This window comes from Brevundimonas sp. G8, from assembly GCF_902506205.1.
Taxonomy (GTDB): domain Bacteria; phylum Pseudomonadota; class Alphaproteobacteria; order Caulobacterales; family Caulobacteraceae; genus Brevundimonas.
The window spans coordinates 2,867,598-2,888,036 of record NZ_LR732816.1; the positions used below are offsets into that span (position 1 = coordinate 2,867,598).

Annotated in this window: 19 protein-coding genes; 13 read left to right on the forward strand and 6 right to left on the reverse strand. The window is 66.4% G+C overall.

Going from position 1 to position 20,439, the window contains the following annotated elements; all coding sequences use genetic code 11:
* Nucleotides 1-6: 6 nt before the first annotated feature.
* On the reverse strand, nucleotides 7-867 hold the full coding sequence (gene panC / locus CHRYSEO8AT_RS13830; protein WP_159850935.1) for a pantoate--beta-alanine ligase: 861 nt from the start codon (nucleotides 865-867) through the stop codon (nucleotides 7-9).
* A gap of 75 nt (nucleotides 868-942) precedes the next feature.
* On the opposite strand from panC, the gene CHRYSEO8AT_RS13835 reads away from it, so the two are divergent.
* The 13 genes from CHRYSEO8AT_RS13835 to CHRYSEO8AT_RS13895 all read left to right on the forward strand — a co-directional run bounded on the left by CHRYSEO8AT_RS13835 (nucleotide 943) and on the right by CHRYSEO8AT_RS13895 (nucleotide 13,579).
* Entirely contained in the window at nucleotides 943-1,611 is a 669-nt protein-coding gene (locus tag CHRYSEO8AT_RS13835; RefSeq protein ID WP_159850937.1) for an SPOR domain-containing protein, read from the forward strand.
* A gap of 129 nt (nucleotides 1,612-1,740) precedes the next feature.
* Nucleotides 1,741-2,577 carry a division plane positioning ATPase MipZ gene (locus tag CHRYSEO8AT_RS13840; protein ID WP_159850939.1) on the forward strand — a complete coding sequence of 279 codons (837 nt, stop codon included), beginning with the start codon at nucleotides 1,741-1,743 and terminating at the stop codon, nucleotides 2,575-2,577.
* 7 nt (nucleotides 2,578-2,584) lie between these two features.
* Nucleotides 2,585-3,013, forward strand: coding sequence for a molecular chaperone DnaJ (locus CHRYSEO8AT_RS13845; RefSeq protein ID WP_159850941.1), 429 nt, complete (start codon nucleotides 2,585-2,587; stop codon nucleotides 3,011-3,013).
* A gap of 135 nt (nucleotides 3,014-3,148) precedes the next feature.
* Complete coding sequence (locus tag CHRYSEO8AT_RS13850; RefSeq protein WP_159850943.1) at nucleotides 3,149-3,844, forward strand: YceI family protein; 696 nt, start codon at nucleotides 3,149-3,151, stop codon at nucleotides 3,842-3,844.
* Nucleotides 3,845-3,909: 65 nt separating this feature from the next.
* A complete protein-coding gene (locus CHRYSEO8AT_RS13855) occupies nucleotides 3,910-5,211 on the forward strand; it encodes a cytochrome b/b6 domain-containing protein (RefSeq protein WP_159850945.1) in 1,302 nt (433 codons plus the stop codon).
* 71 nt (nucleotides 5,212-5,282) lie between these two features.
* Nucleotides 5,283-6,227 (forward strand): ACP S-malonyltransferase, encoded by a 945-nt coding sequence (gene fabD, locus CHRYSEO8AT_RS13860; protein WP_159850947.1) that lies wholly within the window; start codon nucleotides 5,283-5,285, stop codon nucleotides 6,225-6,227.
* Nucleotides 6,228-6,372: 145 nt separating this feature from the next.
* Nucleotides 6,373-7,113: a 3-oxoacyl-[acyl-carrier-protein] reductase gene (gene fabG, locus CHRYSEO8AT_RS13865; RefSeq protein ID WP_159850949.1), complete on the forward strand. Its 741-nt coding sequence runs from the start codon at nucleotides 6,373-6,375 to the stop codon at nucleotides 7,111-7,113.
* Between the two features lie 180 nt (nucleotides 7,114-7,293).
* The gene (locus CHRYSEO8AT_RS13870) at nucleotides 7,294-7,533 is read left to right on the forward strand and encodes an acyl carrier protein (RefSeq protein WP_008264317.1); all 240 of its coding nucleotides are present in this window, start codon (nucleotides 7,294-7,296) and stop codon (nucleotides 7,531-7,533) included.
* 151 nt (nucleotides 7,534-7,684) lie between these two features.
* Entirely contained in the window at nucleotides 7,685-8,956 is a 1,272-nt protein-coding gene (fabF, locus tag CHRYSEO8AT_RS13875; protein WP_159850951.1) for a beta-ketoacyl-ACP synthase II, read from the forward strand.
* 1 nt (nucleotide 8,957) lies between these two features.
* Complete coding sequence (mltG, locus tag CHRYSEO8AT_RS13880) at nucleotides 8,958-10,118, forward strand: endolytic transglycosylase MltG (protein ID WP_159850953.1); 1,161 nt, start codon at nucleotides 8,958-8,960, stop codon at nucleotides 10,116-10,118.
* Complete coding sequence (locus tag CHRYSEO8AT_RS13885) at nucleotides 10,115-10,999, forward strand: YicC/YloC family endoribonuclease (RefSeq protein ID WP_159850954.1); 885 nt, start codon at nucleotides 10,115-10,117, stop codon at nucleotides 10,997-10,999. Before mltG ends, CHRYSEO8AT_RS13885 begins: the two co-directional genes overlap by 4 nt.
* On the forward strand, nucleotides 10,989-11,630 hold the full coding sequence (gmk, locus tag CHRYSEO8AT_RS13890) for a guanylate kinase (protein ID WP_159850956.1): 642 nt from the start codon (nucleotides 10,989-10,991) through the stop codon (nucleotides 11,628-11,630). The genes CHRYSEO8AT_RS13885 and gmk overlap by 11 nt, the downstream gene beginning before the upstream one ends.
* Nucleotides 11,631-11,830: 200 nt before the next feature.
* Nucleotides 11,831-13,579, forward strand: a complete 1,749-nt coding sequence (locus CHRYSEO8AT_RS13895) for an ATP-binding protein (RefSeq protein ID WP_159850958.1) — start codon at nucleotides 11,831-11,833, stop codon at nucleotides 13,577-13,579.
* Here the strand turns inward: CHRYSEO8AT_RS13895 and CHRYSEO8AT_RS13900 are convergent.
* The 5 genes from CHRYSEO8AT_RS13900 to CHRYSEO8AT_RS13920 form a co-directional block, all read right to left on the reverse strand.
* Complete coding sequence (locus CHRYSEO8AT_RS13900) at nucleotides 13,576-14,700, reverse strand: pyridoxal phosphate-dependent aminotransferase (RefSeq protein ID WP_159850960.1); 1,125 nt, start codon at nucleotides 14,698-14,700, stop codon at nucleotides 13,576-13,578. The two genes, CHRYSEO8AT_RS13895 and CHRYSEO8AT_RS13900, sit on opposite strands and share 4 nt — an antisense overlap.
* A 7-nt stretch (nucleotides 14,701-14,707) precedes the next feature.
* Entirely contained in the window at nucleotides 14,708-15,517 is an 810-nt protein-coding gene (rsmA, locus tag CHRYSEO8AT_RS13905; protein ID WP_159850962.1) for a 16S rRNA (adenine(1518)-N(6)/adenine(1519)-N(6))-dimethyltransferase RsmA, read from the reverse strand.
* An 8-nt stretch (nucleotides 15,518-15,525) separates the two neighbouring features.
* The gene (gene pdxA / locus CHRYSEO8AT_RS13910; RefSeq protein WP_159850964.1) at nucleotides 15,526-16,530 is read right to left on the reverse strand and encodes a 4-hydroxythreonine-4-phosphate dehydrogenase PdxA; all 1,005 of its coding nucleotides are present in this window, start codon (nucleotides 16,528-16,530) and stop codon (nucleotides 15,526-15,528) included.
* Nucleotides 16,527-17,888: a peptidylprolyl isomerase gene (locus CHRYSEO8AT_RS13915; RefSeq protein ID WP_236547546.1), complete on the reverse strand. Its 1,362-nt coding sequence runs from the start codon at nucleotides 17,886-17,888 to the stop codon at nucleotides 16,527-16,529. The genes pdxA and CHRYSEO8AT_RS13915 overlap by 4 nt, the downstream gene beginning before the upstream one ends.
* 72 nt (nucleotides 17,889-17,960) lie before the next feature.
* Nucleotides 17,961-20,411 (reverse strand): LPS-assembly protein LptD, encoded by a 2,451-nt coding sequence (locus CHRYSEO8AT_RS13920; RefSeq protein ID WP_159850966.1) that lies wholly within the window; start codon nucleotides 20,409-20,411, stop codon nucleotides 17,961-17,963.
* Between the last annotated feature and the right edge of the window lie 28 nt (nucleotides 20,412-20,439).

The window sequence follows — 20,439 nt, forward strand, 5'->3', positions numbered from 1 at the left end:
TTCGTTTCAGACGGCCATATTGTCGATCAGCCGCGTCTTGCCCAGCCAAGCGGCGGTCAGGATGCGGGCGGGCGCGTCGACAATGTCGTTGCGGAACGGCGTAAGATCCTCGGCGTGGCGGATGACGACGTAGTCGACGCGCTCAAATCCGGCTTTCAGGATGGCGGCATAGGCTTCGCGCTCGACGCCGGGCAGGGGGCGACCGCTGGCGGCCTGGACGCCGGCCTCAGCCAGGATGCCGTTCAGACGCCGCGCGGTCTCAAGCTCTGTCTCGGTCAGGTAGCCGTTGCGCGAGGACAGAGCCAGGCCCCAGCCGTCGCGTTCGGTCGGCGCGCCAACGATCTCGACCGGAAGGTCCAGATCTCGCACGAAGCGGCGGATGACCATCAACTGTTGATAGTCCTTCTCGCCGAAGACGGCGACGTCAGGCTGCACCTGATTGAACAGCTTGGTGACGATCAGGGCGACGCCACCGAACATCTGAGGCCGGAAATCGCCCTCCAGGCCCAGGGCGGGGCCGGCCATGGCGATGCTGGTCGCGAAGCCGTCGGGATACATTTCCTCGGCCGAGGGGGCGAACATCAGGTGACAGCCGGCGCCGGCTAGGAGACGCGCGTCCTCTTCCTGTTGCCGGGGATATTTGCCCAGGTCTTCGTGCGCGGCGAACTGGGTCGGATTGACGAAGTTGGAGGCGACGACGCGGTCGGCGCGGCGCGCGGCCTCGCGCACCAGCGTCAGGTGGCCTTCATGCAGGGCGCCCATGGTCGGAACCATGCCGACGCTCAGGCCTTGTCGTTTCCAGTCCCGGATGATCGCACGCAGTTCGGCGACGGTGCGGACGACGGGGAGGGGGGCGGCGTCTATCATTATGAAGCGATTAACCTTTCCGCTTAAGCCTGTTGATGCACCAGACCGCAAAGTCTGGGCTCTAGGGTCGTGCTTATGACGCCCGCAGAAGCGACCCGTCCAGTTCTGATCGCCTTGGCCTGCGCCAGTGGCTTGGCCGTGGCCGGCTGCGGCGCGGTGGACAGCAATCCGCATCGCTTCAGCGCGATGGCCGAGAACGTCGCCGCGATCGACATTCCGTTGAAGCCCGACAGCCCACGCCGAGCTGCCGAACAAGCTGGCCTGCGTCCCGCCCGGTTTACGCCGGTCAAGGTCGCCGTGATGGACCCGCACGCCATGTGGGATGCGCGTGACGTCCAGGCCGGCATTCGTCACGAGGTTGAGGATACGGGTTTGCGCGACGCTGTCATCCGCGTCACCCAGCCCGTGGTCCAGGCGGCGGCGCCCGCCGTCGCCAAGGCGGTGGCGGACGAGGCGGTCGCGCGGATCCATGCGCCCCTGTTGCGTCCCGCCAGTCTGAACATCCCGATTGAAGGACGGACGATCCAGCTCGGTGCCTATTCCAGTCCCGCCGGCGCGCAACAGGCGTGGGCGCGGTTGGGGGCCAGGTCCGATCTGGCGGGCCTGTCGCCGGTGTTCGAGACGGTTCAGGTCAACGGCCGCAGCCTGACGCGGCTGAAGGTCGGACCGGTCTCGACCGAGACCGCCGCCGCCGTATGCCGATCCGCCGATGTCGCGGACGCATGGTGCGCGCGCAACAGCTGAGGACCGCCCGCTCGCCGTCCACAGGTCTGCGTTAAGGTTCCGTTGACGTTTGCGGCGTTGAGGCCGAGTCTCGCCGGACCTAGGACCGCGCAGTTTGAGTCGCGTGGTCGGCACAGAGGATTCCCTCGAATGACGCAGCCGCATGTGATCGTCCTCGGCAACGAAAAGGGCGGGGCGGGCAAGTCCACCCTGGCCATCCATATCGTGACAGGCATGCTGCATGCCGGTCGGACGGTGGCGATCATCGACCTGGACCTGCGCCAGCGGTCGATGCAGCGATTCTTCCACAATCGCCTGGCCTGGCTGGCCGCGAATGGACAGACGCTGCCTCAGCCCTTCATCCCCGATATGGGCGACGGCAAGGCCCTGGCCAAGGCGGATGTCGCCGAACAGATCGCCGTGTTCGAGCGCGCTTTCGACGAGGCGGCGGCTCAGGGTGTGGATTGCATCCTGATCGATACGCCTGGCGGGGATACGGCCGTTTCGAACGCGGCACACGCCCGCGCCGACCAGATCGTGACGCCGATGAACGACAGTTTCGTCGATTTCGACCTCTTGGGCGACGTCGATCCGGTGACGCTGGATCTGCTGAAACCGTCGATCTATTCCGAGAGCGTCTGGGAGGCGCGCAAGCAGCGGGCCATCGCCCAGGGGCGTCACGCCACCATCGACTGGCTGGTGGTCACCAACCGCTTGGCTGTCGCAGAGGCGCGCAACCGCAAGCGTCTGGAAGAGCGGATGAACAAGCTGGCCAAGCGCGTCGGCTTCCGCGTCGGACCGGGCCTGCGCGACCGGGTGATCTATCGCGAGTTGTTCCCGTTCGGCCTGACAGTGGCGGACCTGTCCAACGATATCCGGCCGGTGGCGGTGTCGCTGGCCCACGTCGCCGCGCGCCAGGAAATGCGCAACCTGATGAAGGCCATGGGGCTGGAACAGGCGCTCAGCCCTTTGGACGTGGCGGCCTGATTTCTCCATGGGCCTGATTTGGCTGGCCTTGGCGGCGATCGCCGTCTGGGCGCTGGTGCGACTTGGGCGACAGACCGAGCGACGCGGACGGGCGCATTGGCGTGTGACTGCGACCCTGCTGGGGGCGGTCATGCTGGCCGGCGCCGCCCTGGCGGCGTTTCGTGGGTCGTGGCTGACGGCTGCCGCTCTGGCGGGAGCGGGCCTCTATCTGGCCTGGTCGTCGCGTATCCGGCCCGTGATCCGATCTGAACCGATCAGCGAAGCAGATGCGCGCGCCGTGCTGGGCGTCAGGCCAGGCGCGAGCGAGGCCGAAGTTCGCGCGGCGTGGAAGCGGGCCATGGCGCGCGCCCACCCGGACCAAGGCGGCACCGAAGGCCTGGCCATTCGCGTCAATGCGGCGCGGGATCGACTATTGAGAAAAACGGGACGCCTCTAAGCCAATCCTCGGCGCGAACGGATCACTGACGTGGTGCTATTATCTAGCACAGTCACGAAATCAGAAACAGAAACTGTTGCAAAACAAATCCAGCCGATCTAGAGCGGGTCGTCATTTGTTGAACGGAGTTTCTGGATGAAGATCGCATATATCGCGGCATTGTCGGCCTTGGCTTTGCTGGCGGCCTGCAACAAGCCGGGCGAGGCGCCCGCTGCGCCAGCCGCCCAAGCGGAAGCGCCTGTGACCCTGAAAGCTCCGGCCGGCGTCTACGTCTTGGACCCGACCCACGCGACGCTGCAGTGGTCGCTGCTGCACAACACGATCTCTCATTACACGGCGCGATTCGACAAGGTCGAGGCCGAGCTGTCGCTGGACCCTGCGAACCTGGAAAACTCGAGGATCACGGCGACCATTGCCCCGACTTCGGTCAGCGCCGCCTATCCTGCGGATTATCAGGCGTCGCACGGTGGCTCAGGCTTCACCAGCTGGGACGACGACATCGCGAATAGTCCCAACTTCCTCAACGCCAAAAGCTTCCCGACCATCAGCTTCGCCTCGACGGCCGTCGAGAAGACAGGCGCGCGGACGGCCAAGGTAACCGGCAACCTGACCTTCCTGGGTCAGACCCATCCGGTAACGCTGGACGCCACATTCAATGGCGAGATCGAGCGTCATCCCTTTGCTCAGGTTCCTGCCGTCGGTTTCGCGGCCGAGGGCAAGTTCAAGCGCTCAGACTTCGGCATGGCGGTCGGCCCCGTGGGCGATGAGGTGACGATCCGCTTCGACGGCGAGTTCATCCAGAGGGCCGCGCCGGCCGCTCCGGCGAACTGACAAGACCCAAAGGGCGGCGGATCGATCCGCCGCCCTTTTTTGTAATCAAACGATCAGAAGTCTTCATGTCGAACGCCAACAGCCGCTATTCGCCCGTCGCAATCGCCCTGCATTGGACCATCGCGCTGCTCATCCTGTCGATGATCCCGATGGGGTTGTGGATGACGGCGGCGATCGAACGGCCTGACAGCCAGGCCCTGGCCTATCGGGTCTTCCAGATCCACAAGTCGATCGGCTTCCTGATCCTGGCCCTCACCGTGGTGCGGATCGTTTGGCGGCTGACCCACCGTCCGCCGGCTCTGCCGGGCGGGATGAAGCGGTGGGAGGCGTTCGCGGCCGGGGCGACGCATGTGGCCTTTTACACGCTACTCCTGGCTCTGCCGCTGACCGGATGGTTATATGTGTCGGCCGGCTGGGCGGTGTCTCAGGATCGGGCGCTGGAGGTGGCGACCAGCTGGTTTGGCCTGTTCCCGGTCCCCCATCTGCCGGGCGTCGCCGAACTGTCGATCCAGATGCGACGGGCGCTGGCGTTCCAGGCCATGGGCGCCCATTCGCTGATGGCGTGGGGGGCGGTGGTTCTGATCGTGCTGCACGTCGGTGCGGCATTGAAGCATCAGTTCATCGATCGGGACGGCGTGCTGAGCCACATGGTCCCTGGCCTGAAACCTGGCCATGCGGCGGTCGGGCGCGCGCCGTCGTCACCCTGGGTCGAACGGGCCGTCGGTATTGCGCTGGTGCTGGCCGTCGGCGTCGCGGGCGCTATCGCTGCACGTCCCTATGCCCTGCCTGAGAGCCAGGTCGCCGCTGCGACGACGCCCGTCGCGGCCCCAGTTCCCGCTGCCGATGCCCCGGTCACGCCAGGCTCGGCGACGGGGTGGACCATCAATCCAGCGGCGTCGAGCATCGGCTTTAGTGGAACCCATGCCGGCAAGCGCTTCGAGGGTCGCTTCGAGCGTTGGCAGGGTCAGGTCTGGTTCGATCCGGCCGATCTGGCGGGGTCCAAGGCCGTGGTGACCGTTCAGACGGCATCCGCTCGGACGGGCGATCCGACGCAGGAAGGGTCTCTGCAAGGGCCGGAATGGCTTAACCCCGAGCAATATCCCGTCGCACGTTTCGAGGCGGGGACTTTCCGATCGCTGGGCGGTGATCGTTACGAGGCGACAGGAACGCTGCGCATCAAGGCGACGACGATTCCCGTGGTCCTGCCTTTCCGATTCACCGAAACCGATGGCGTCGCCCGCGTCGAGGGCGCGCTGGAATTGGATCGAACGGCGCTGGACCTGGGCATGGCGTCGGACGCCACGGCCGACTGGGTGTCGAAGATGATCGGGGTGCGGATCGAGGTGTCGGCCCGCCGCGCTCAGTGAGCCGCCGCTTGCCCTGACGGAAGTCTGGCCTTACGGGTCCGCGCCTTGATCAATGATTCAGGGAGGGGTCGATGACCCTCGCACTTCTGTTTCCGGGCCAGGGCAGCCAGGCCGTCGGCATGGGCGCTCAACTGGCCGACGCCTTTCAGTCCGCACGCGACGTCTTCGCCGAGGTGGACGAGGCTTTGGGCCAGAAGCTGTCGGTTCTGATGCGCGAAGGCCCCGAGGACCAGCTGACCCTGACCGAGAACGCCCAGCCCGCCCTGATGGCGGTGTCGATGGCGGCGATGCGGGCGCTGAAGGTCGAGTTCGGTTTCGGCGTTGCGACGGCGGCCTATGTCGCCGGTCACTCGCTGGGTGAATATTCTGCATTGGCGGCGGCGGGTTCGATCTCGCTGTCGGATACGGCGCGACTGTTGAAGCTGCGCGGTCAGGCCATGCAGCGCGCGGTGCAGGTGGGGCGCGGCGCGATGGCTTCGCTGATCGGACCCAAAACGGATCTGGCGTTGGCGGAAGCGGCGGCGGCGGCCGGTTCGGAAATCGGCGTCTGCGTGGTCGCCAATGACAACAACAACGGCAATATCGTCATCTCGGGCGAGAAGGCGGCCGTGGACCGCGCCATCGAGAAGGCCAAGGAACTCGGCGCGCGGGCGATCCCGCTGAACGTCTCGGCGCCCTTCCATTGTCCTTTGATGCAGCCCGCCGCCGATGAGATGGCGACGGCCCTGGCTTCGGCGACCATCGTGGCGCCAGTCGTTCCGGTCGTAGCGAACGTGCTGGCGCGGCCGGAAAGCGACCCGGAAGTGATCCGCCGCCTGCTGGTCGAACAGGTGACCGGCCGCGTGCGCTGGCGCGAGAGCATGGAATGGATAGCGAGAGAGGGCGGCGTCACCCGTTTCGTCGAGATCGGCTCGGGCAAGGTGCTGACGGGCATGGCCAAGCGGATCGCGCCTGATGCGGAGAGTTTGCCGCTAAACACGCCGGAAGAGCTGGAAGCGTTCGCCAAATCGTTGTGAACCCCCAAGGTCGTCATCCTCGGGCTTGACCCGAGGATCAGACCGTCCGCACTTCGGCGTCTGAGCGCCATTATCGACATCGGCGCCGCACAGCGCCTGATCCTCGGGTCAAGCCCGAGGATGACGGAAGGAATAGAGGGAACAGATGTTCAATCTTGCAGGCAAGACCGCGCTGGTGACAGGCGCGACGGGCGGGATCGGCGGGGCGGTGGCGCGGGCGCTGCACGCCCAGGGCGCGACCGTGGTGCTGTCGGGCACGCGCGAGGCGGTGCTGGCGGATCTGGCCACGGAACTGGGCGAGCGGGCGCATTTCGCCACGGCGAACCTGTCGGACCCGGAATCGGTCGATAATCTGGTCGCTGCGGCCGAGGCGGCGGCGGGGTCGCCGCTGGACATTCTGGTGGCCAACGCCGGCATCACCAAGGACGGCCTGCTGATGCGGATGAAGGACGAGGACTTCCAGTCCGTCCTGACCGTCAATCTGGAATCCTATTTCCGCCTGACCCGCGCGGCGGTGAAGGGGATGATGAAACGCCGTTCGGGGCGAATCATCGGCGTGACGTCGGTTGTCGGCGTGACCGGCAATCCGGGCCAGACCAACTATTCAGCGTCCAAGGCCGGCATGATCGGCTTTTCCAAGTCGCTGGCGCAGGAAGTCGGTTCGCGCGGCATCACGGTCAACTGCATCGCGCCCGGCTTCATCGCCTCGCCGATGACGGATGTGCTGAACGACCAACAGCGCGACACGATCCTGGGCCGTATTCCGGCGGGCCGGCTGGGTTCGGGCGACGAGATCGCCGCCGCCGCCGTCTATCTGTCGTCCGACGAAGCCGCTTATGTGACGGGCCAGACCCTGCACGTGAACGGCGGCATGGCGATGATTTAAGGTCGGTTGCCGTCATCACGACGCGCAACAGACTATTTCCAGCCCGAAAGCCTGTGCTAAAGGGGCTTGATGCAACGGCGGTTCGGGCTTTCGGGCTTGCGTCGCCTTCGCTGCCGTGAGACGGCGATTTCTGAGCTACCCCCGCCTCTACGGCGATTTTAAACAGGCAGAGAGACACTCATGTCCGACACCCTCGAGCGCGTTCGCAAGATCGTCATCGACCATCTGGACGCAGATCCGGACAAGGTCACCGAAAAGGCCAGCTTCATCGACGACCTGGGCGCCGACTCGCTCGACAACGTCGAGCTGGTGATGGCCTTCGAAGAAGAATTCGACATCGAGATCCCGGATGACGCCGCCGAGCACATCCAGACGGTCGGCGATGCGGTCAAGTTCATCGACGAAAAGTCGGCCGGCTGATCTCAGTCGCCGATATCGGCCGAACAGGCTGACGGTTCACAGGGCCGCCCGGCGCTCCTAGCGGAGACGCCCGGCGGCCTTTACTGTTTCTGACCCGCGCGAATCCCTATGTGATTCCGAAGGCTGGGATAAAGTTGAAGGAGCACGCACCATGCGCCGCGTCGTCGTTACGGGCATCGGTCTGCTGACCCCCTTGGGTTGGGGCGTCGAGAAGAGCTGGAAGGGTATCGTCGAGGGACGCTCGGGCATCGGTCCGATCACGTCGTTCGACACCACGGGCTATGGCTGCACCATCGCCGGCGAGATCCCAAGCGTGGATGGGCGCGGCGGCGGCGGCGAGGGTGACTTCGATCCCGAGAAGATCATGTCGGTCAAGGATCGGAAGCGCGTCGACGACTTCATCCTGTACGCTATCGCGGCGGCGGACGAGGCCCTGGCTGACGCGAACTGGAAGCCCGAGACGGACGAGGACAAGGAACGCACCGGCGTAATGGTCGGCTCCGGCATCGGCGGCCTGGGCCCCATCGCCGAGACGGCCATCGTCCTGAAAGAACAGGGCGTGCGCCGCGTCAGCCCCTTCTTCATTCCCAGCGCCCTGATCAACCTGGCGGGCGGGCAGATTTCGATCCGCCACGGCTTGAAGGGCCCGAACCACGCCGCGGTCACCGCCTGCGCCACCGGCGCCCACGCCATCGGCGACGCGGCCCGGATGATCGCCCTGGACGACGCCGATGTGATGGTGGCGGGCGGGGCCGAAAGCTCGGTCGTGCCGATCGGTATTGCGGGCTTTTTGGCCTGCAAGGCGCTGTGCACCGCCTATAACGACACGCCGGAGAAGGCGTCGCGTCCCTATGACAAGGGCCATGCGGGCTTCATCATGGGCGAGGGCGCCGGGATTCTTGTGCTGGAGGAATACGAACACGCCAAGGCGCGCGGGGCCAAGATCTACGCCGAGGTCGTCGGCTACGGCATGAGCGGCGACGCCTATCACATCACCGCCCCGTCCGAGGACGGCGAAGGCGGGGTGCGGGCCATGAAGATGGCGCTGAAGCGTGCAGGAATGCAGCCGTCGGACCTGGACTACGTCAACGCCCATGGCACCTCGACCATGGCCGACTGGATCGAGCTGAAAGGCATCGAGGGCCTGGCGGGAGATCACGCCAAGAACCTGACCGTCAGCTCGACCAAGTCGATGACGGGCCACCTGCTGGGGGCAGCCGGCGCCATCGAGGCGGCGTTCTGCGTGCTGGCGATCCGCGATCAGGTCGCGCCCCCGACCATCAATCTGGACGACCCGGAGATGGAGACACCCATCGACCTGGTGCCCAACAAGGCCAAGCCGATGAAGATCGATGTGGCCATGTCGAACAGCTTCGGCTTCGGAGGCACCAACGCCTCGGTGATCTTCAAGAAGGTCGACTGAGATGTTCGGGCGGGGACGGGTCGAAAAGTCCAGCGGGCGGTCGGGGTTCACGGTCTCGCTGCTGACCGCGTCCGCCACCTTCGGCCTGTTCCTGCTCGCCGCGCTGATCGCGGTCTGGGCCATCTATTATGCGCCGGGACCATCGGCGCGGCAGGGCGACAAGACGGTCGTGACCCTGGCCAGCGGATCGGGCGTCTCGGCCATCGCGGCGCGGATGAAGGCGGCGGGGGTGATCCGTTCGACCGATCTGTTCCGCGCGGCGGCGACCTTGACCGGGGCGGATCGTCGGCTGAGAGCCGGCGAATACGAGGTGCCGTCCGGTACGTCCCTGGCCGGGGTGCTGAACCTGCTGGTGGAGGGGCGGGTGGTGCGCCATTTCGTGACCCTGCCTGAGGGTTGGTCGTCGCTGCAGGCCGTGGACATCCTGAACAAGGAACCGACGCTGACCGGAACGGTGGCGCAGACGCCCGAGGAAGGCAGTCTGTGGCCCGACACCTACGAGGTTTCGCGCGGCGATACGCGCCAGTCGGTGATCGACCGGATGCAGCGCGCGGCCAACGAGAATTTGCGTCTGCTGTGGAGCCAGCGCTCGCCGGCCACGGTCGCGCGCAGTCTTGAGGAGGCGGTGGTCCTGGCCTCCATCGTGGAGAAGGAGACGGCTTTGGCGGCCGAGCGTCCGCGCGTGGCGGCGGTGTTCTCGAACCGGCTGCGGGCCGGGATGCGGCTGGAGAGCGACCCGACCATCGTCTATGGCGTGACCAAAGGACGGCCGTTGGGACGCGGCATCCGCCGTTCAGAACTGCTGGCGCCGACGCCGTGGAATACCTATCAGATCAACGGCCTGCCGCCGACGCCCATCGCCAATCCGGGCAAGGAGGCGGTCAAGGCAGTGCTGAACCCGCCGGCCGATCCAGCATTGTTCTTCGTGGCGGACGGATCGGGGGGACACGCCTTCGCCCTGACCTATGACGAGCATCTGCAAAACGTGGCGCGCTGGCGTCAGATCGAACGCCAAAAGGCGGGCCTGCCGCCGGAAGCGGCCGCACCCGTGACGCCAGGGACCAGTGCGGCACCGATGACGACCGAGCCGGCCGCGGCGCCCATCGCGGGCGGTCAGGCGACGATCACCCTTCCGGCCGGCGCGACGCAGGGACCACGATGAGCATCCTGTCGGGAATGACCGGTTTTGGCCGGGCGGATGGGGCCGGCGAGGGCTGGACCTGGTCGGTCGAGGCGCGCTCGGTCAACGGGCGCAATCTGGAGATTCGGTTCCGGGGACCTAACGGTTTCGATGCACTGGAGCGGTCGGCCAAGGCGGCGGGTCAGGCTCGGTTCGCACGCGGCCAGGTCACCATCGGCGTCCAAGCCAAGCGGGTTGAGGCGAGCGAGGCGGCGGTCACGATCAACGCTTCCGTTCTGGCGCGTTATCTGACCCTGGCCAATGAACTGGCCGAAGACGGGGCGACGCCGCCGTCCGCCGACGGCCTCTTGGCCCTGCGCGGCGTGATCGAGGCCCCGGAAGAGGTGGACGATCCCGAAGCGCGGACGGCGGTCGAGGCGGCCATGGCCCGCACCGTCGAAGAGGCGCTGGATGCGCTGAAAGCCTCGCGCCACAACGAAGGCGCGCAGCTGACGCCGGTGATCGAGGAGTTCATCGCGCGGATCGAGGCGTTCGTCGTCCAGGCCGAGGGCGAGGCGACGGCGCAGGTCGAGGCCATTCGCGACCGGTTCACGCGCCGAATCTCCGAACTTGCTCCCGATGCGCCGGGCCTGGAAGACCGGATTTTCCTGGAAGCCGCCGCCCTGGCGACCAAGACGGACGTGCGCGAGGAGCTGGATCGGCTGGCGGCGCATGTCGCGTCGGCGCGCCAGCTTGTGGCCTCGGCGCCCGCTGGGCGCAAACTCGACTTCCTGATGCAAGAATTCATGCGTGAGGCCAACACGCTGTGCTCGAAATCCGCTACGACCGCGCTCACCGGAATCGGCCTGGAGCTCAAGGCCGTCATCGAACAGTTGCGTGAGCAGGTCCAGAATGTCGAATGAACGCACGCCCCGCCGGGGCGTCCTCTTGATCGTCGCCAGCCCCTCGGGCGCCGGGAAGACGTCGCTGTGTCGCCGGTTGATGGCGGACCATGGCGGGCTGGAGCTGTCCGTCTCCATGACGACGCGCGGCATTCGCCCAGGCGAGGTGCATGGCCGCGACTATAATTTCGTCGAGCACACCGAGTTTCAGCGGCTGATCGACGAGGACGCCTTCCTGGAATGGGCGGACGTTCACGGCAATCGCTACGGCAGCCCGCGCGCGCCGGTGGATCGGGCGCTGGCCGAGGGTCGCGACGTTCTGTTCGACATCGATTGGCAGGGCGCGCGCGATGTCGCCGAGAAATGCCCGGAGGACGCCGTGCGCGTCTTCATCCTGCCGCCCAGCCTGGAAGAGTTGCGCCGCCGTCTGGTGACGCGGTCGCAGGACGCCGAGGACGTGATCGAGCGCCGCGTCGCCAATGCCAAGGGCGAGATCGAACACTGCGACGCCTTCGATTATGTGCTGGTGAACGAGGACTTCGACCGGTCCTATGCCGAACTGGCCCACATCTATCATGCAGAGCGGTCGCGCCGGTTCCGTAACCTGTGGGTCGAGGATTATCGCACGGCCCTGCTGCGCGAAGTCGTCTGAATAAAAAGACAGCGTCGCAGGCCGTGAGGGGCCGGCGACGCTGCGGGGTACTCAACGCTACGCTACTGAAGCCCTTGTGCCGTTCGGAAGGTTTCAGAGGGTAAATATGGCAGTAGGGGACATTCCCTAACTGTCGAATGCGTGTGGTTTACGTCCTGTTCGCCCTCTTGACCTAACGATAGGCGGTGAACGGGGGTATCATGAGCTTTCTGGATTCCATCGCACCGCTTCTGGCGAGCAGCGCCAAAGAACGCGTCAAGCAGGTGCCTGTCAGGCTTCTGCTGGCCGCCCTGGTGGCATGGGCGATGAATGAAGCCGTGATGGTGCAATGGATTCCGCTGTGGCTGGCGGCCGCCGTGCTGGTGCAGGGCGTGGAACTGTTGGCCATGGCGCCATTCAGGCGAGCAGAACCGTCAAGCAGTCGTTTGGCGGTCGCCGTCGGCCTGGCGTCCACGACCCTCATGGCGACAACCTATGCCATAATCGCGCTGGTCATTTGGTCCACCAATCATCCGGCCTTGGTGACCTTGGCCGCCTTGACGATGGCGGGCGGGCTCTTGACCAATGTCGCGTCCGGCATCGCCTCACGGATGATCTTCTTCATCGGCGGCAGTCCCTATCTTGCGGCCTTGGCGCTGATGCCAGTGATCAAGGTGACGCAAGGGGATACGCGCGGCGTTGTGGTCATGACCCTGTCCGCCGCCTTGTTCGTCGGCATGGTGTTGAACATCTATTGGCGTGTGCACGGGTCGCGCGAAGCCGAGGTCCAGTCCCGCGCCGAGGCCGAGCAGCGTCTGGAGCAGGCGCAGGCGGCCATGGCGGATCGCGCGGCGATGGCCGCCATCGTCAGCCATGAACTGCGCACGCCCGTCAGCGCCATCCTGGCCGGCGCCCACGTCATTCGCGGCGGTAAGCTGCCTGAGCAGCGCGAGGAGACCGCCGACCTGATCATTGACGCCGGGCAGCTGATGACCGGAATGCTGAACGATCTGCTGGACCACTCCAAGATGGAGGCGGGGGCGATGTCGATGGAGAGCCGCGATTTCGAGCTGGGCGACCTGGTTCGCGACACGGCGCGGTTCTGGGCGGCGCCGGCGGCGGAGAAGGGGCTGACGCTGGAAATGTCAGGCGTAGAGGGCGACGCTGTCTGGCTGCGCGGCGATCCCTACCGCCTGCGCCAGATCATCAACAATCTGGTGTCCAACGCGATCAAGTTCACGCCGTCCGGCACGATCCGGCTGCAGGCCGAAGCGCCGCGCGCCGACGGCCGCGATCGTCTGACCCTGACCGTCACCGATCAGGGTGCGGGTATTGCGCCCGACGCGATGAGCCGGCTGTTCACGCCGTTCGCGCAAGGCTCCGCCGAGGTGGCGCGCACCTATGGCGGGACAGGTTTGGGCCTGACCGTCAGCCGGGAACTGGCGCGCTTGATGGGCGGCGACCTGACGGTCACGAGCGTGGCGGGGCAGGGGGCCGCCTTTACTCTGTGCGTCGATCTGCCTGCAGGTGAGCCGAAGGAGGCTGAAGACAGCCTAGACGCCGCGGCGCCGGTGCTGGCGCGCCGAATCCGGGTGCTGGCCGTTGACGATCACGAGATCAATCGCCGCACCATCTCTCTGGTGCTCCAGCCGCTGGACGTGGATCTGGCGACGGCATCGGACGGGCATCTGGCGCTGTCGCTGCTGGCCGAGCGGGCGTTCGACGTGGTGCTGATGGACGTGAACATGCCGGGCATCGACGGTAACGAGGCGACGCGACGGCTGCGCGCCTCGGGCGGCCTTAACGCCGCCGTGCCGGTGATCGGTTTTAGCGCAGGGACGGAGGCCGAGCAGGTTCAGGCCTGCTATGCCGCCGGGATGACGGACTGGCTGGCCAAGCCGCTGGAGCCCAGGAAACTGTACGACGCCCTGCACCGCGCGACGTCGGCTGCGGCAAGGGCGGCGGCCTAGGCTCGGGCGGCGAACCAGGGGCGCAGGCGGTTCAGGGCGTCCTCGATCTCGGGCGTCGAGACGGCGAAGCTGAAGCGGATGAAGCGGTGGCCATCGACTGGGTCGAAATCAACGCCGGGCGCGGTGGCTACGCCGGTGTCTCGCAGCAACTGTTCGCAGAAGGCGACGCTGTCGTCCGTCAGATGGCCGATGTCGGCCCAGATGTAGAAGGCGCCGTCCGGCGGGGCGATCTTCTTCAAACCCAGAGCAGGCAGAGCGTCCAGCATCAGCTCGCGATTACGGGCGTAGTTGTGGATGTGGCCCTCCAACTCATCGACAGCTTCCATGGCGACCAGGCCGGCGTGCTGACTGAGGCTGGGCGGCGTCAGGAACATGTTGCCGATATAGGCGCGGGCGGCGTCGATCCGGGCCTCGGGGACCAGCAACCAGCCCAAGCGCCAGCCGGCCATGCTCCAATATTTGGAGAAGCTGTTGATCACCACGGCGTCGGGGGCGAACTGCAGCATCGACGGGGTCGGGCCGACGTAGCTGAGGCCGTGATAGATCTCGTCGGAGACGATGGCGATGTCTCGCGCTCGGCAGACCTCGGCGATGGCGGCGAGTTCGGCATCGGGGATGATGGTGCCGGTTGGATTGGCCGGGCTGGCGATGATGACGCCGGCAGGGGCGGGATCCAGGGCTTGGAGTTGGGCGGCGGTCAACTGGAACCGGGTGTCGGGGCCGCAGGCGATCTCTACCGGCTCAAGGTGCAGGGCCCGCAAAGTGTTGCGATAGGCGACATAGCCGGGACGGGCCAGGGCGATGCGGTCGCCGGACTTGAACTGGGTGCTGAGCGCGAGCACAAGGGCCGGCGAGGCGCCGCAGGTCAGCAGGATGCGGTCGGGATCGACCGTGACGCGGTAGCGGTCGTTATACAGGCGGGCGATGCGGGCGCGCAGGTCGGGGCTTTCCCAGTAACCCATGGCGTCGGCGTCCAGCACCGTGTGAGCGCGGGCGATGGCGGCGGCAGGGGCGCCGGTCGAGGGCTGGCCGAACTCCATATGGATGATCGACCGGCCTTCGGCCTTCAACTGGTGCGCCAGTCGGCTGACGGAGATGGCGCGGAAGGGTTCGACGGTCATGGCAGTCTCAGGCAAGGGCATCCGCCAGACGCAGGAAGCCCGCCACGTCGATGGTCTCGGCGCGGGCGTCCGGTTCGACGCCGGCGGCCTCGCACAGGGCGGCGCCGCCGAGCTGTTTCAGGCTGGAGCGGAGCATCTTGCGGCGCTGGCCGAAGGCGGCGGCGGTGACGCGCTCCAGCTTCTTCAGCCGTTCGGGCGACGGGCGTTCGTCCAGCGGGACCAGGTGGACCACGGCGGAGGCCACCTTGGGCGGCGGGGTGAAGGCGGCGGCGGGCAGATGCATGACGATGCGTGCGGTGCAGACGGCCTGGGAGATGACCGCCAAGCGGCCGTAGGCGTCTTCGCCTGGCCCTGCGGCGACGCGCTCGGCGACCTCCTTCTGGAACATCAGGGTCAGGCTGTGCGGCAGCCAGGGGCCCGTCAGCCATTTAATTAGCAGGGGGGTGCCGACGTTGTAGGGCAGGTTGGAGACCATATGGGCGGGGCCGGAGACCAGATCAGCCTCCTTCACCTTCAGCGCATCGGCCTCGACGATGGTCAGGCGGCCGGAGCCGTCGTCCAGTTCGGTCAGCAGGGGGATGAAGCGCGGATCCTTTTCCACCAGAACCACAGGACCGGCGTCGGATTCCAGCAGGGCGCGCGTCAGGCCGCCAGGGCCGGGGCCGACCTCTATCACCGCGCGGCCCTCGAACGGGCCCGCCATGCGGACGATCTTGCGCGTCACATTGAGGTCCAGCAGGAAATGCTGGCCGAAGCTCTTCTTGGCCGAAAGGCCGTGGGCGTCGAGGGTTTCTCGGAGGGAAGGAAGGTCGGTCACACGCCCTGTTAGCGCGCGGCGCGGGCCGCCGCCATCTCCGATGCCAGACGAATGGCGGCGATCAGGCTATCGGGACGCGCGATACCCTTGCCCGCGATGTCGAAGCCGGTGCCGTGGTCGGGCGAAGTGCGGATGATTGGCAGGCCCAGAGACACGTTCACGCCACCCCAGAAGTCCAGCGTCTTGACGGGGATCAGGGCCTGATCGTGGTACATGCAGATGGCCGCCTCATAGGTCGCGCGCGCCTCGTCATGGAACATCGTGTCGGCGGGTCTGGGATCGGTGATGTCGATGCCTTCGGCGCGGAGCTGTTCGGCGACGGGGATCAGAATGTCGAGTTCCTGAAGCCCGAGGGCGCCGCCTTCGCCGGCGTGCGGGTTCAGGGCGGCCATGGCCAGGCGAGGGCGGGCGATGCCGAAATCGCGCTTCAGGCTTTCGTGCACCACGCGGGCGGTGCGGGCGACACGCTCGGCCGTGACCAGTTCTGGCACCTGGTCTAGGGCGACGTGGATGGTGACGAGACAGGCGCGCAGGTCTTGCGCCGTCAGCATCATCACCGGGCCGCGCGTGCCGGGATATGGCGCATCCGCAGTCAGTTCAGCGATGAACTCCGTATGGCCGGGAAAGCGGAAGCCAGAGGCGTACATCGGCGCCTTGGCGATAGGAGCGGTGACAACACCGGAAGCCTCGCCGGACAGGGCGAAGCTGACGGCCTCTTCGATCCCGTTCGCGACGGCCGAAGCGTTGGCGGGATCGGGCTTTCCGACCTCGACCGGCGCGGGAAGGGGGCGGTGGATGACCGGAAGCGCCGAGGCGAACCGGCCTTGGGAATCGCTGGGCAGGTTCACTTCGACTACCGGCACGTCTTGGGCACGCAGGAGGTCTACGTCGCCGATAACGGCGAAGGCGAGCGGCTGATCCTTCAGAGCCTTCCAGGCGGCGGCGACGATCTCGGGCCCGACGCCGGCGGGCTCGCCGAGCGTCAGAACCAGAGGCGCGACCGCTGGGGTCATTTGAACTCGATCAGGGCGTCGCTGCGCAGATCGCGCAGGTAGCGACGCTCCAGCACGGCCAGGTTCTGGCTGCGCAGACGATTTTCGACCTGCTGGCGGTTCGGCGCCTCGGGACCGCCGACGCGGCGACCGCAGACGGCGACGAGATGCAGGCCCAGCGGGGTACGGATTGGCGTGGAGATGGCGCCGATCTCGCCGGTGCGGGCGAACTGCTGGAACTGGGGCGCCAGGTTGGCGACGTCGGATTCGCCCAGATCGGCGCCTAGTACGCCCTGGGTCGCGCGCGCTTGGGAGATGATGTTGTCGCAGGTCAGGCCGTTGCGTAGGTCTTCCAACTTGGTAGTCGCGGCGGCGACATCGGCTTCCGATGCGGTGTCCGGCAGTTCGACCATGACCTGACGCAGGGAGACCAGACTGGTAGCGGCACCGTCACGCTTGTCGCGCAAATAGATGATGTAGACGCCGCCATCGACGACGATAGGGTTGGACAGCTGGCCGGCTTGAAGCTGGTCCAAGACCGCCTGGACGGCTGGCTGGACCGAATCCTTGACGATCCAGCCGGCGTCGCCGGGCACGCGAGCGTTTGCGGACGGGGCCGAGGAGAACTGCTGGGCGACGGCCTGGAAGGGCGCGCCCTGGATGATCTGCTGCACCAGCTGACGGGCGCCGTTCAGGGCTGCCTGGGCGCCGCCGACGCGCGCGGCGTCGATGTAGATTTCACCGATCAGGAACTGGGGCTTGGACGCCGCCTCGTTCAGGCGACGGACTTCCTGATCGACCTGAAGGGTGCTGGCGCGGGCGCGGCTGTTGAAACGACCGGGAATCAGCTGGCTCCAGCCGATCTGGGTGCGCAGGTTCTCGCGGAAGGCGGCGGGCTGAATGCCGCCCTGTTGAAGGAACTGGAGATAGGCAGCGGGCGCCGTGCCGGCGGCGCGGGCCATTTCCGCGATTTCGGCGTCGACCTCTTCATCCGTGACCTTGAGGCTCTCGAACTTGGCCATCTCCTGGTTCTTCAGGCGATCCTCGATCAGGGCGTTCAGCGCGGCCTGCTGGATGGCGGGCAGGTTCTGCTCGGTCGGCTGGACCTGTGACGAGGCGATCAGCATCAGCATGCGCTGGCGCAGATCATAGCCCGTGATGATCTTGTCGTTGACGGTGGCGACGATGCCGTCCGCCATCTCGAACTGAGGTTCCGCCCGCGCCGTAGCGGGCGCTTCCTCCGCCGCGGGATTGGGCGCGCCGGCCGCAGGGCCTTGCGCAGGCGCCTGCACGGGAGCGGGGGCCGTCTGGCCATGGGCAGAACCGGCGAGCAGGAACGCCGCGAGCGCAGCCCCCGTCGAATAACGCATCAAACCCATTGGTCGTCCTGATTCCTCACAGCGGTCCGCCAGCCAGGCCGGCAGGCGGTCGCGCCCCGTAAAGCGTCATGCTCAACGCATGTCGCCCTGTCCATAACCTGAACCTCCGAAAGTGGCGAGGTTTAGGCGTACATAGATGCCTTCCGACGGGCCGCCCGGCCGCGCGCGGGTGTTGTCGCGGCGATATCCCAGTTCGAAGCGCAGGCAATCGTCATCGAAGAGCACGCCGACTTCGGATCTGGTGATCTCGTTCTGATCCAGATCGGCGATGCCGGCGACCGCGACGCCCCAGTTGCCATAGACGAACTGCTGACCCGCCAGTTGGACGAACTCGTAGTTCCGGTTCAGCACGCCATCGATCGGATTCGACTGATCCAGGATGTAGCTGACAGTGGCCAGGTTGCGACGGCCCCAGCGGCCATCGACGGCGGCCTCGGCGCGGCGCACGTCGCCCGAGCCGTCGATGGTGGCGTGAACCCAACTGCGGATGCGGTCGGACGGCGAATAGTCACCCTGAACCACCCAGTCGGAGGTCTCCGCCGCCAGGCCTGTCGGATCGTACAGGCGCGCAGGATCGTCGGGGATCGAGGTGCGGAAGTCGTCCTGCTGGTCGAAGCGATAGCTCCGGCCGACGAACAGGCTGGCCTTGCGACCTTCGGCCCAGCGGACAGTGGCGCGTCCGCCGGCGGTCAGGCGCACACCGCCCTCCAACAGGTCGTAGCCGGAGAAACGGTCCATGCGGAACAGGGACGATTCGTCCAGTTCCAGAACCTGGGAGTCCTCGATGGGGATGCGGCGATCCAGGCTGACCTTGTTGGAGACCGACAACTGGCCAACCGGCTCAAGGATGATGTCGGTGTCGCTGACCCGTTTGACCAGAGGATAGCTGACATCCACGCCGGCGCTGAGGCGTGAACGGCTGACAGTCGCGTCGCTGTCGATCCCCAGCATCGGGGGCAGGTCGGACATGGAATAGAGATCGACGCGGGTGTCGATGAACGGCTCGATGCGCACGCCGACCGGCAGGATGACGGTGCGCCGCCACTCCACTTGGCCCGTGATGCGCCGGCTGTCGACGCCGCTGAGACCGGCCGTAACGGGGGGCACGATCTCGGGGTTGAGAATCGGCGCGCCGACGAAGGCGTCGCGATAGAGAGATACGGCCGAGCCCTTAAGGCGCAGACGCCCGCCAAGAATGAGTTCGTGCGGCTCCCAGCGCGCGTCGATCAGCGGCGCGACCAGAGGCAGCGTGTCGTCGTTCTCGAACACCTTGAAGCCATTGGCGTCGCGGAAGTCGTTCGCGGCGAAGGCGGGGTTCAGACGCAGGCTCTGGATGGAGAATGCCGCGACCGAAACATAGGATCGGTCGGTCTGATGCTCGGCGTAGATCTGACTGATCAGGCGACGGCGGTCGCCGTAGTAGAGGCCGTTGTCCTGATAGGGCGTACGGATGTCGTAACGGTCGAACAGGGTCTTGTCCGAGGTCCGCTCGGCCGTGAAACCGAAGCGCCAGGGACCGTCGGGGTCGAACTCGCCGTGCGACAGCAGATAGCTGCGGCTTTTGCGGTCGCCAAAATCGACGTTGCTCTCGAAGTCGCCGTCGCCGTCCGAATCGAAATCGCCGAATTCGCGGGCGTAGGTATAGCCGCCGCGCGCCACGATCATGCCGTTGGCGAACCGGCGGCGCCATTGCAGGTTCAGCAGCGGCGCGACGGAGGTGTTGATCTGGGGACTGATCAGCCAGTCCTCGGACGGCGAGACGACGTGAAGGTAGGGAACCTCGACCGAGACGCCGCGCCCTTCGTCATAGTTGACGATCGGCACGAGGAAGCCCGAGGCCCGCTCAACCGACGGGTCAGGGTGGGCGAAGAAGGGCGTGTAGAAAACCGGAATGGGGCCGATGTAGAAGACCGCGTTTCGATACAGGATGGCGCGTAGCTGCTCGTCCTGAACGACCTTTTCCGCCTGGATCGAGATGGTGGGACGGCGTGGGCCATTCGCATCGCAGATCGGGCAGGGGGTGAAACGGGCGTAGTTCAGCTCGTTGACGTTCTCGCTGCGACGGACGGCCGTGGCGGCCATCAGACTGGCGCCATTGCTCAGGCGCGTGGCGAAATCGACCGCGACGCCGGTGGTTAGATCTTTGTCCAGCTCCAGCCGGCTAGCGTAGACGACGGTGCCGTCAGGCGCGATGGCCTCGACGTCGCCCTCGCCGGTGGCCGAGCCGACGTTCAGGTCATAGGCGAGATTTTCGCCGCGCAGCACATGGCCGCGTGTGCGGACATAGGCGCGGTTTTCAGGCGTGCCGCTGACGATGATTTTGTCGCCGTCGCGCCGGGCGCTGTCGGCGTCGACATAGACGGCCTGGGGCGGCAGTCCGTCAGCAGGCGCTGTCGTGGCTGTCGCCGGGGCCATTTGGGCTAGAGCAGGCGTGGCGAAGGGCGCGCAGGCGACCAGGGCCGCACCGGCGAGAAGCCTTGCTCTGAAAGCGTTGAAGCGCCGATCGCGGCGATCACCCTGCATAGGCCATCCGTATTCTGAGAAGCGAGCG

Bases quoted from the DNA above. Each gene is read 5' to 3' on its own strand.
- CHRYSEO8AT_RS13840 (WP_159850939.1), top strand. From the start codon at position 1,741: ATGACGCAGCCGCATGTGATCGTCCTCGGCAACGAAAAGGGCGGGGCG.
- CHRYSEO8AT_RS13895 (WP_159850958.1), top strand. From the start codon at position 11,831: ATGAGCTTTCTGGATTCCATCGCACCGCTTCTGGCGAGCAGCGCCAAA.
- pdxA (WP_159850964.1), bottom strand. From the start codon at position 16,530: ATGACCCCAGCGGTCGCGCCTCTGGTTCTGACGCTCGGCGAGCCCGCC.
- CHRYSEO8AT_RS13915 (WP_236547546.1), bottom strand. From the start codon at position 17,888: ATGGGTTTGATGCGTTATTCGACGGGGGCTGCGCTCGCGGCGTTCCTG.
- gmk (WP_159850956.1), top strand. From the start codon at position 10,989: ATGTCGAATGAACGCACGCCCCGCCGGGGCGTCCTCTTGATCGTCGCC.
- CHRYSEO8AT_RS13920 (WP_159850966.1), bottom strand. From the start codon at position 20,411: ATGCAGGGTGATCGCCGCGATCGGCGCTTCAACGCTTTCAGAGCAAGG.
- CHRYSEO8AT_RS13850 (WP_159850943.1), top strand. From the start codon at position 3,149: ATGAAGATCGCATATATCGCGGCATTGTCGGCCTTGGCTTTGCTGGCG.
- fabG (WP_159850949.1), top strand. From the start codon at position 6,373: ATGTTCAATCTTGCAGGCAAGACCGCGCTGGTGACAGGCGCGACGGGC.
- panC (WP_159850935.1), bottom strand. From the start codon at position 867: ATGATAGACGCCGCCCCCCTCCCCGTCGTCCGCACCGTCGCCGAACTG.
- fabF (WP_159850951.1), top strand. From the start codon at position 7,685: ATGCGCCGCGTCGTCGTTACGGGCATCGGTCTGCTGACCCCCTTGGGT.
- CHRYSEO8AT_RS13870 (WP_008264317.1), top strand. From the start codon at position 7,294: ATGTCCGACACCCTCGAGCGCGTTCGCAAGATCGTCATCGACCATCTG.
- CHRYSEO8AT_RS13900 (WP_159850960.1), bottom strand. From the start codon at position 14,700: ATGACCGTCGAACCCTTCCGCGCCATCTCCGTCAGCCGACTGGCGCAC.
- fabD (WP_159850947.1), top strand. From the start codon at position 5,283: ATGACCCTCGCACTTCTGTTTCCGGGCCAGGGCAGCCAGGCCGTCGGC.
- CHRYSEO8AT_RS13845 (WP_159850941.1), top strand. From the start codon at position 2,585: ATGGGCCTGATTTGGCTGGCCTTGGCGGCGATCGCCGTCTGGGCGCTG.
- CHRYSEO8AT_RS13835 (WP_159850937.1), top strand. From the start codon at position 943: ATGACGCCCGCAGAAGCGACCCGTCCAGTTCTGATCGCCTTGGCCTGC.
- CHRYSEO8AT_RS13885 (WP_159850954.1), top strand. From the start codon at position 10,115: ATGAGCATCCTGTCGGGAATGACCGGTTTTGGCCGGGCGGATGGGGCC.
- CHRYSEO8AT_RS13855 (WP_159850945.1), top strand. From the start codon at position 3,910: ATGTCGAACGCCAACAGCCGCTATTCGCCCGTCGCAATCGCCCTGCAT.
- mltG (WP_159850953.1), top strand. From the start codon at position 8,958: ATGTTCGGGCGGGGACGGGTCGAAAAGTCCAGCGGGCGGTCGGGGTTC.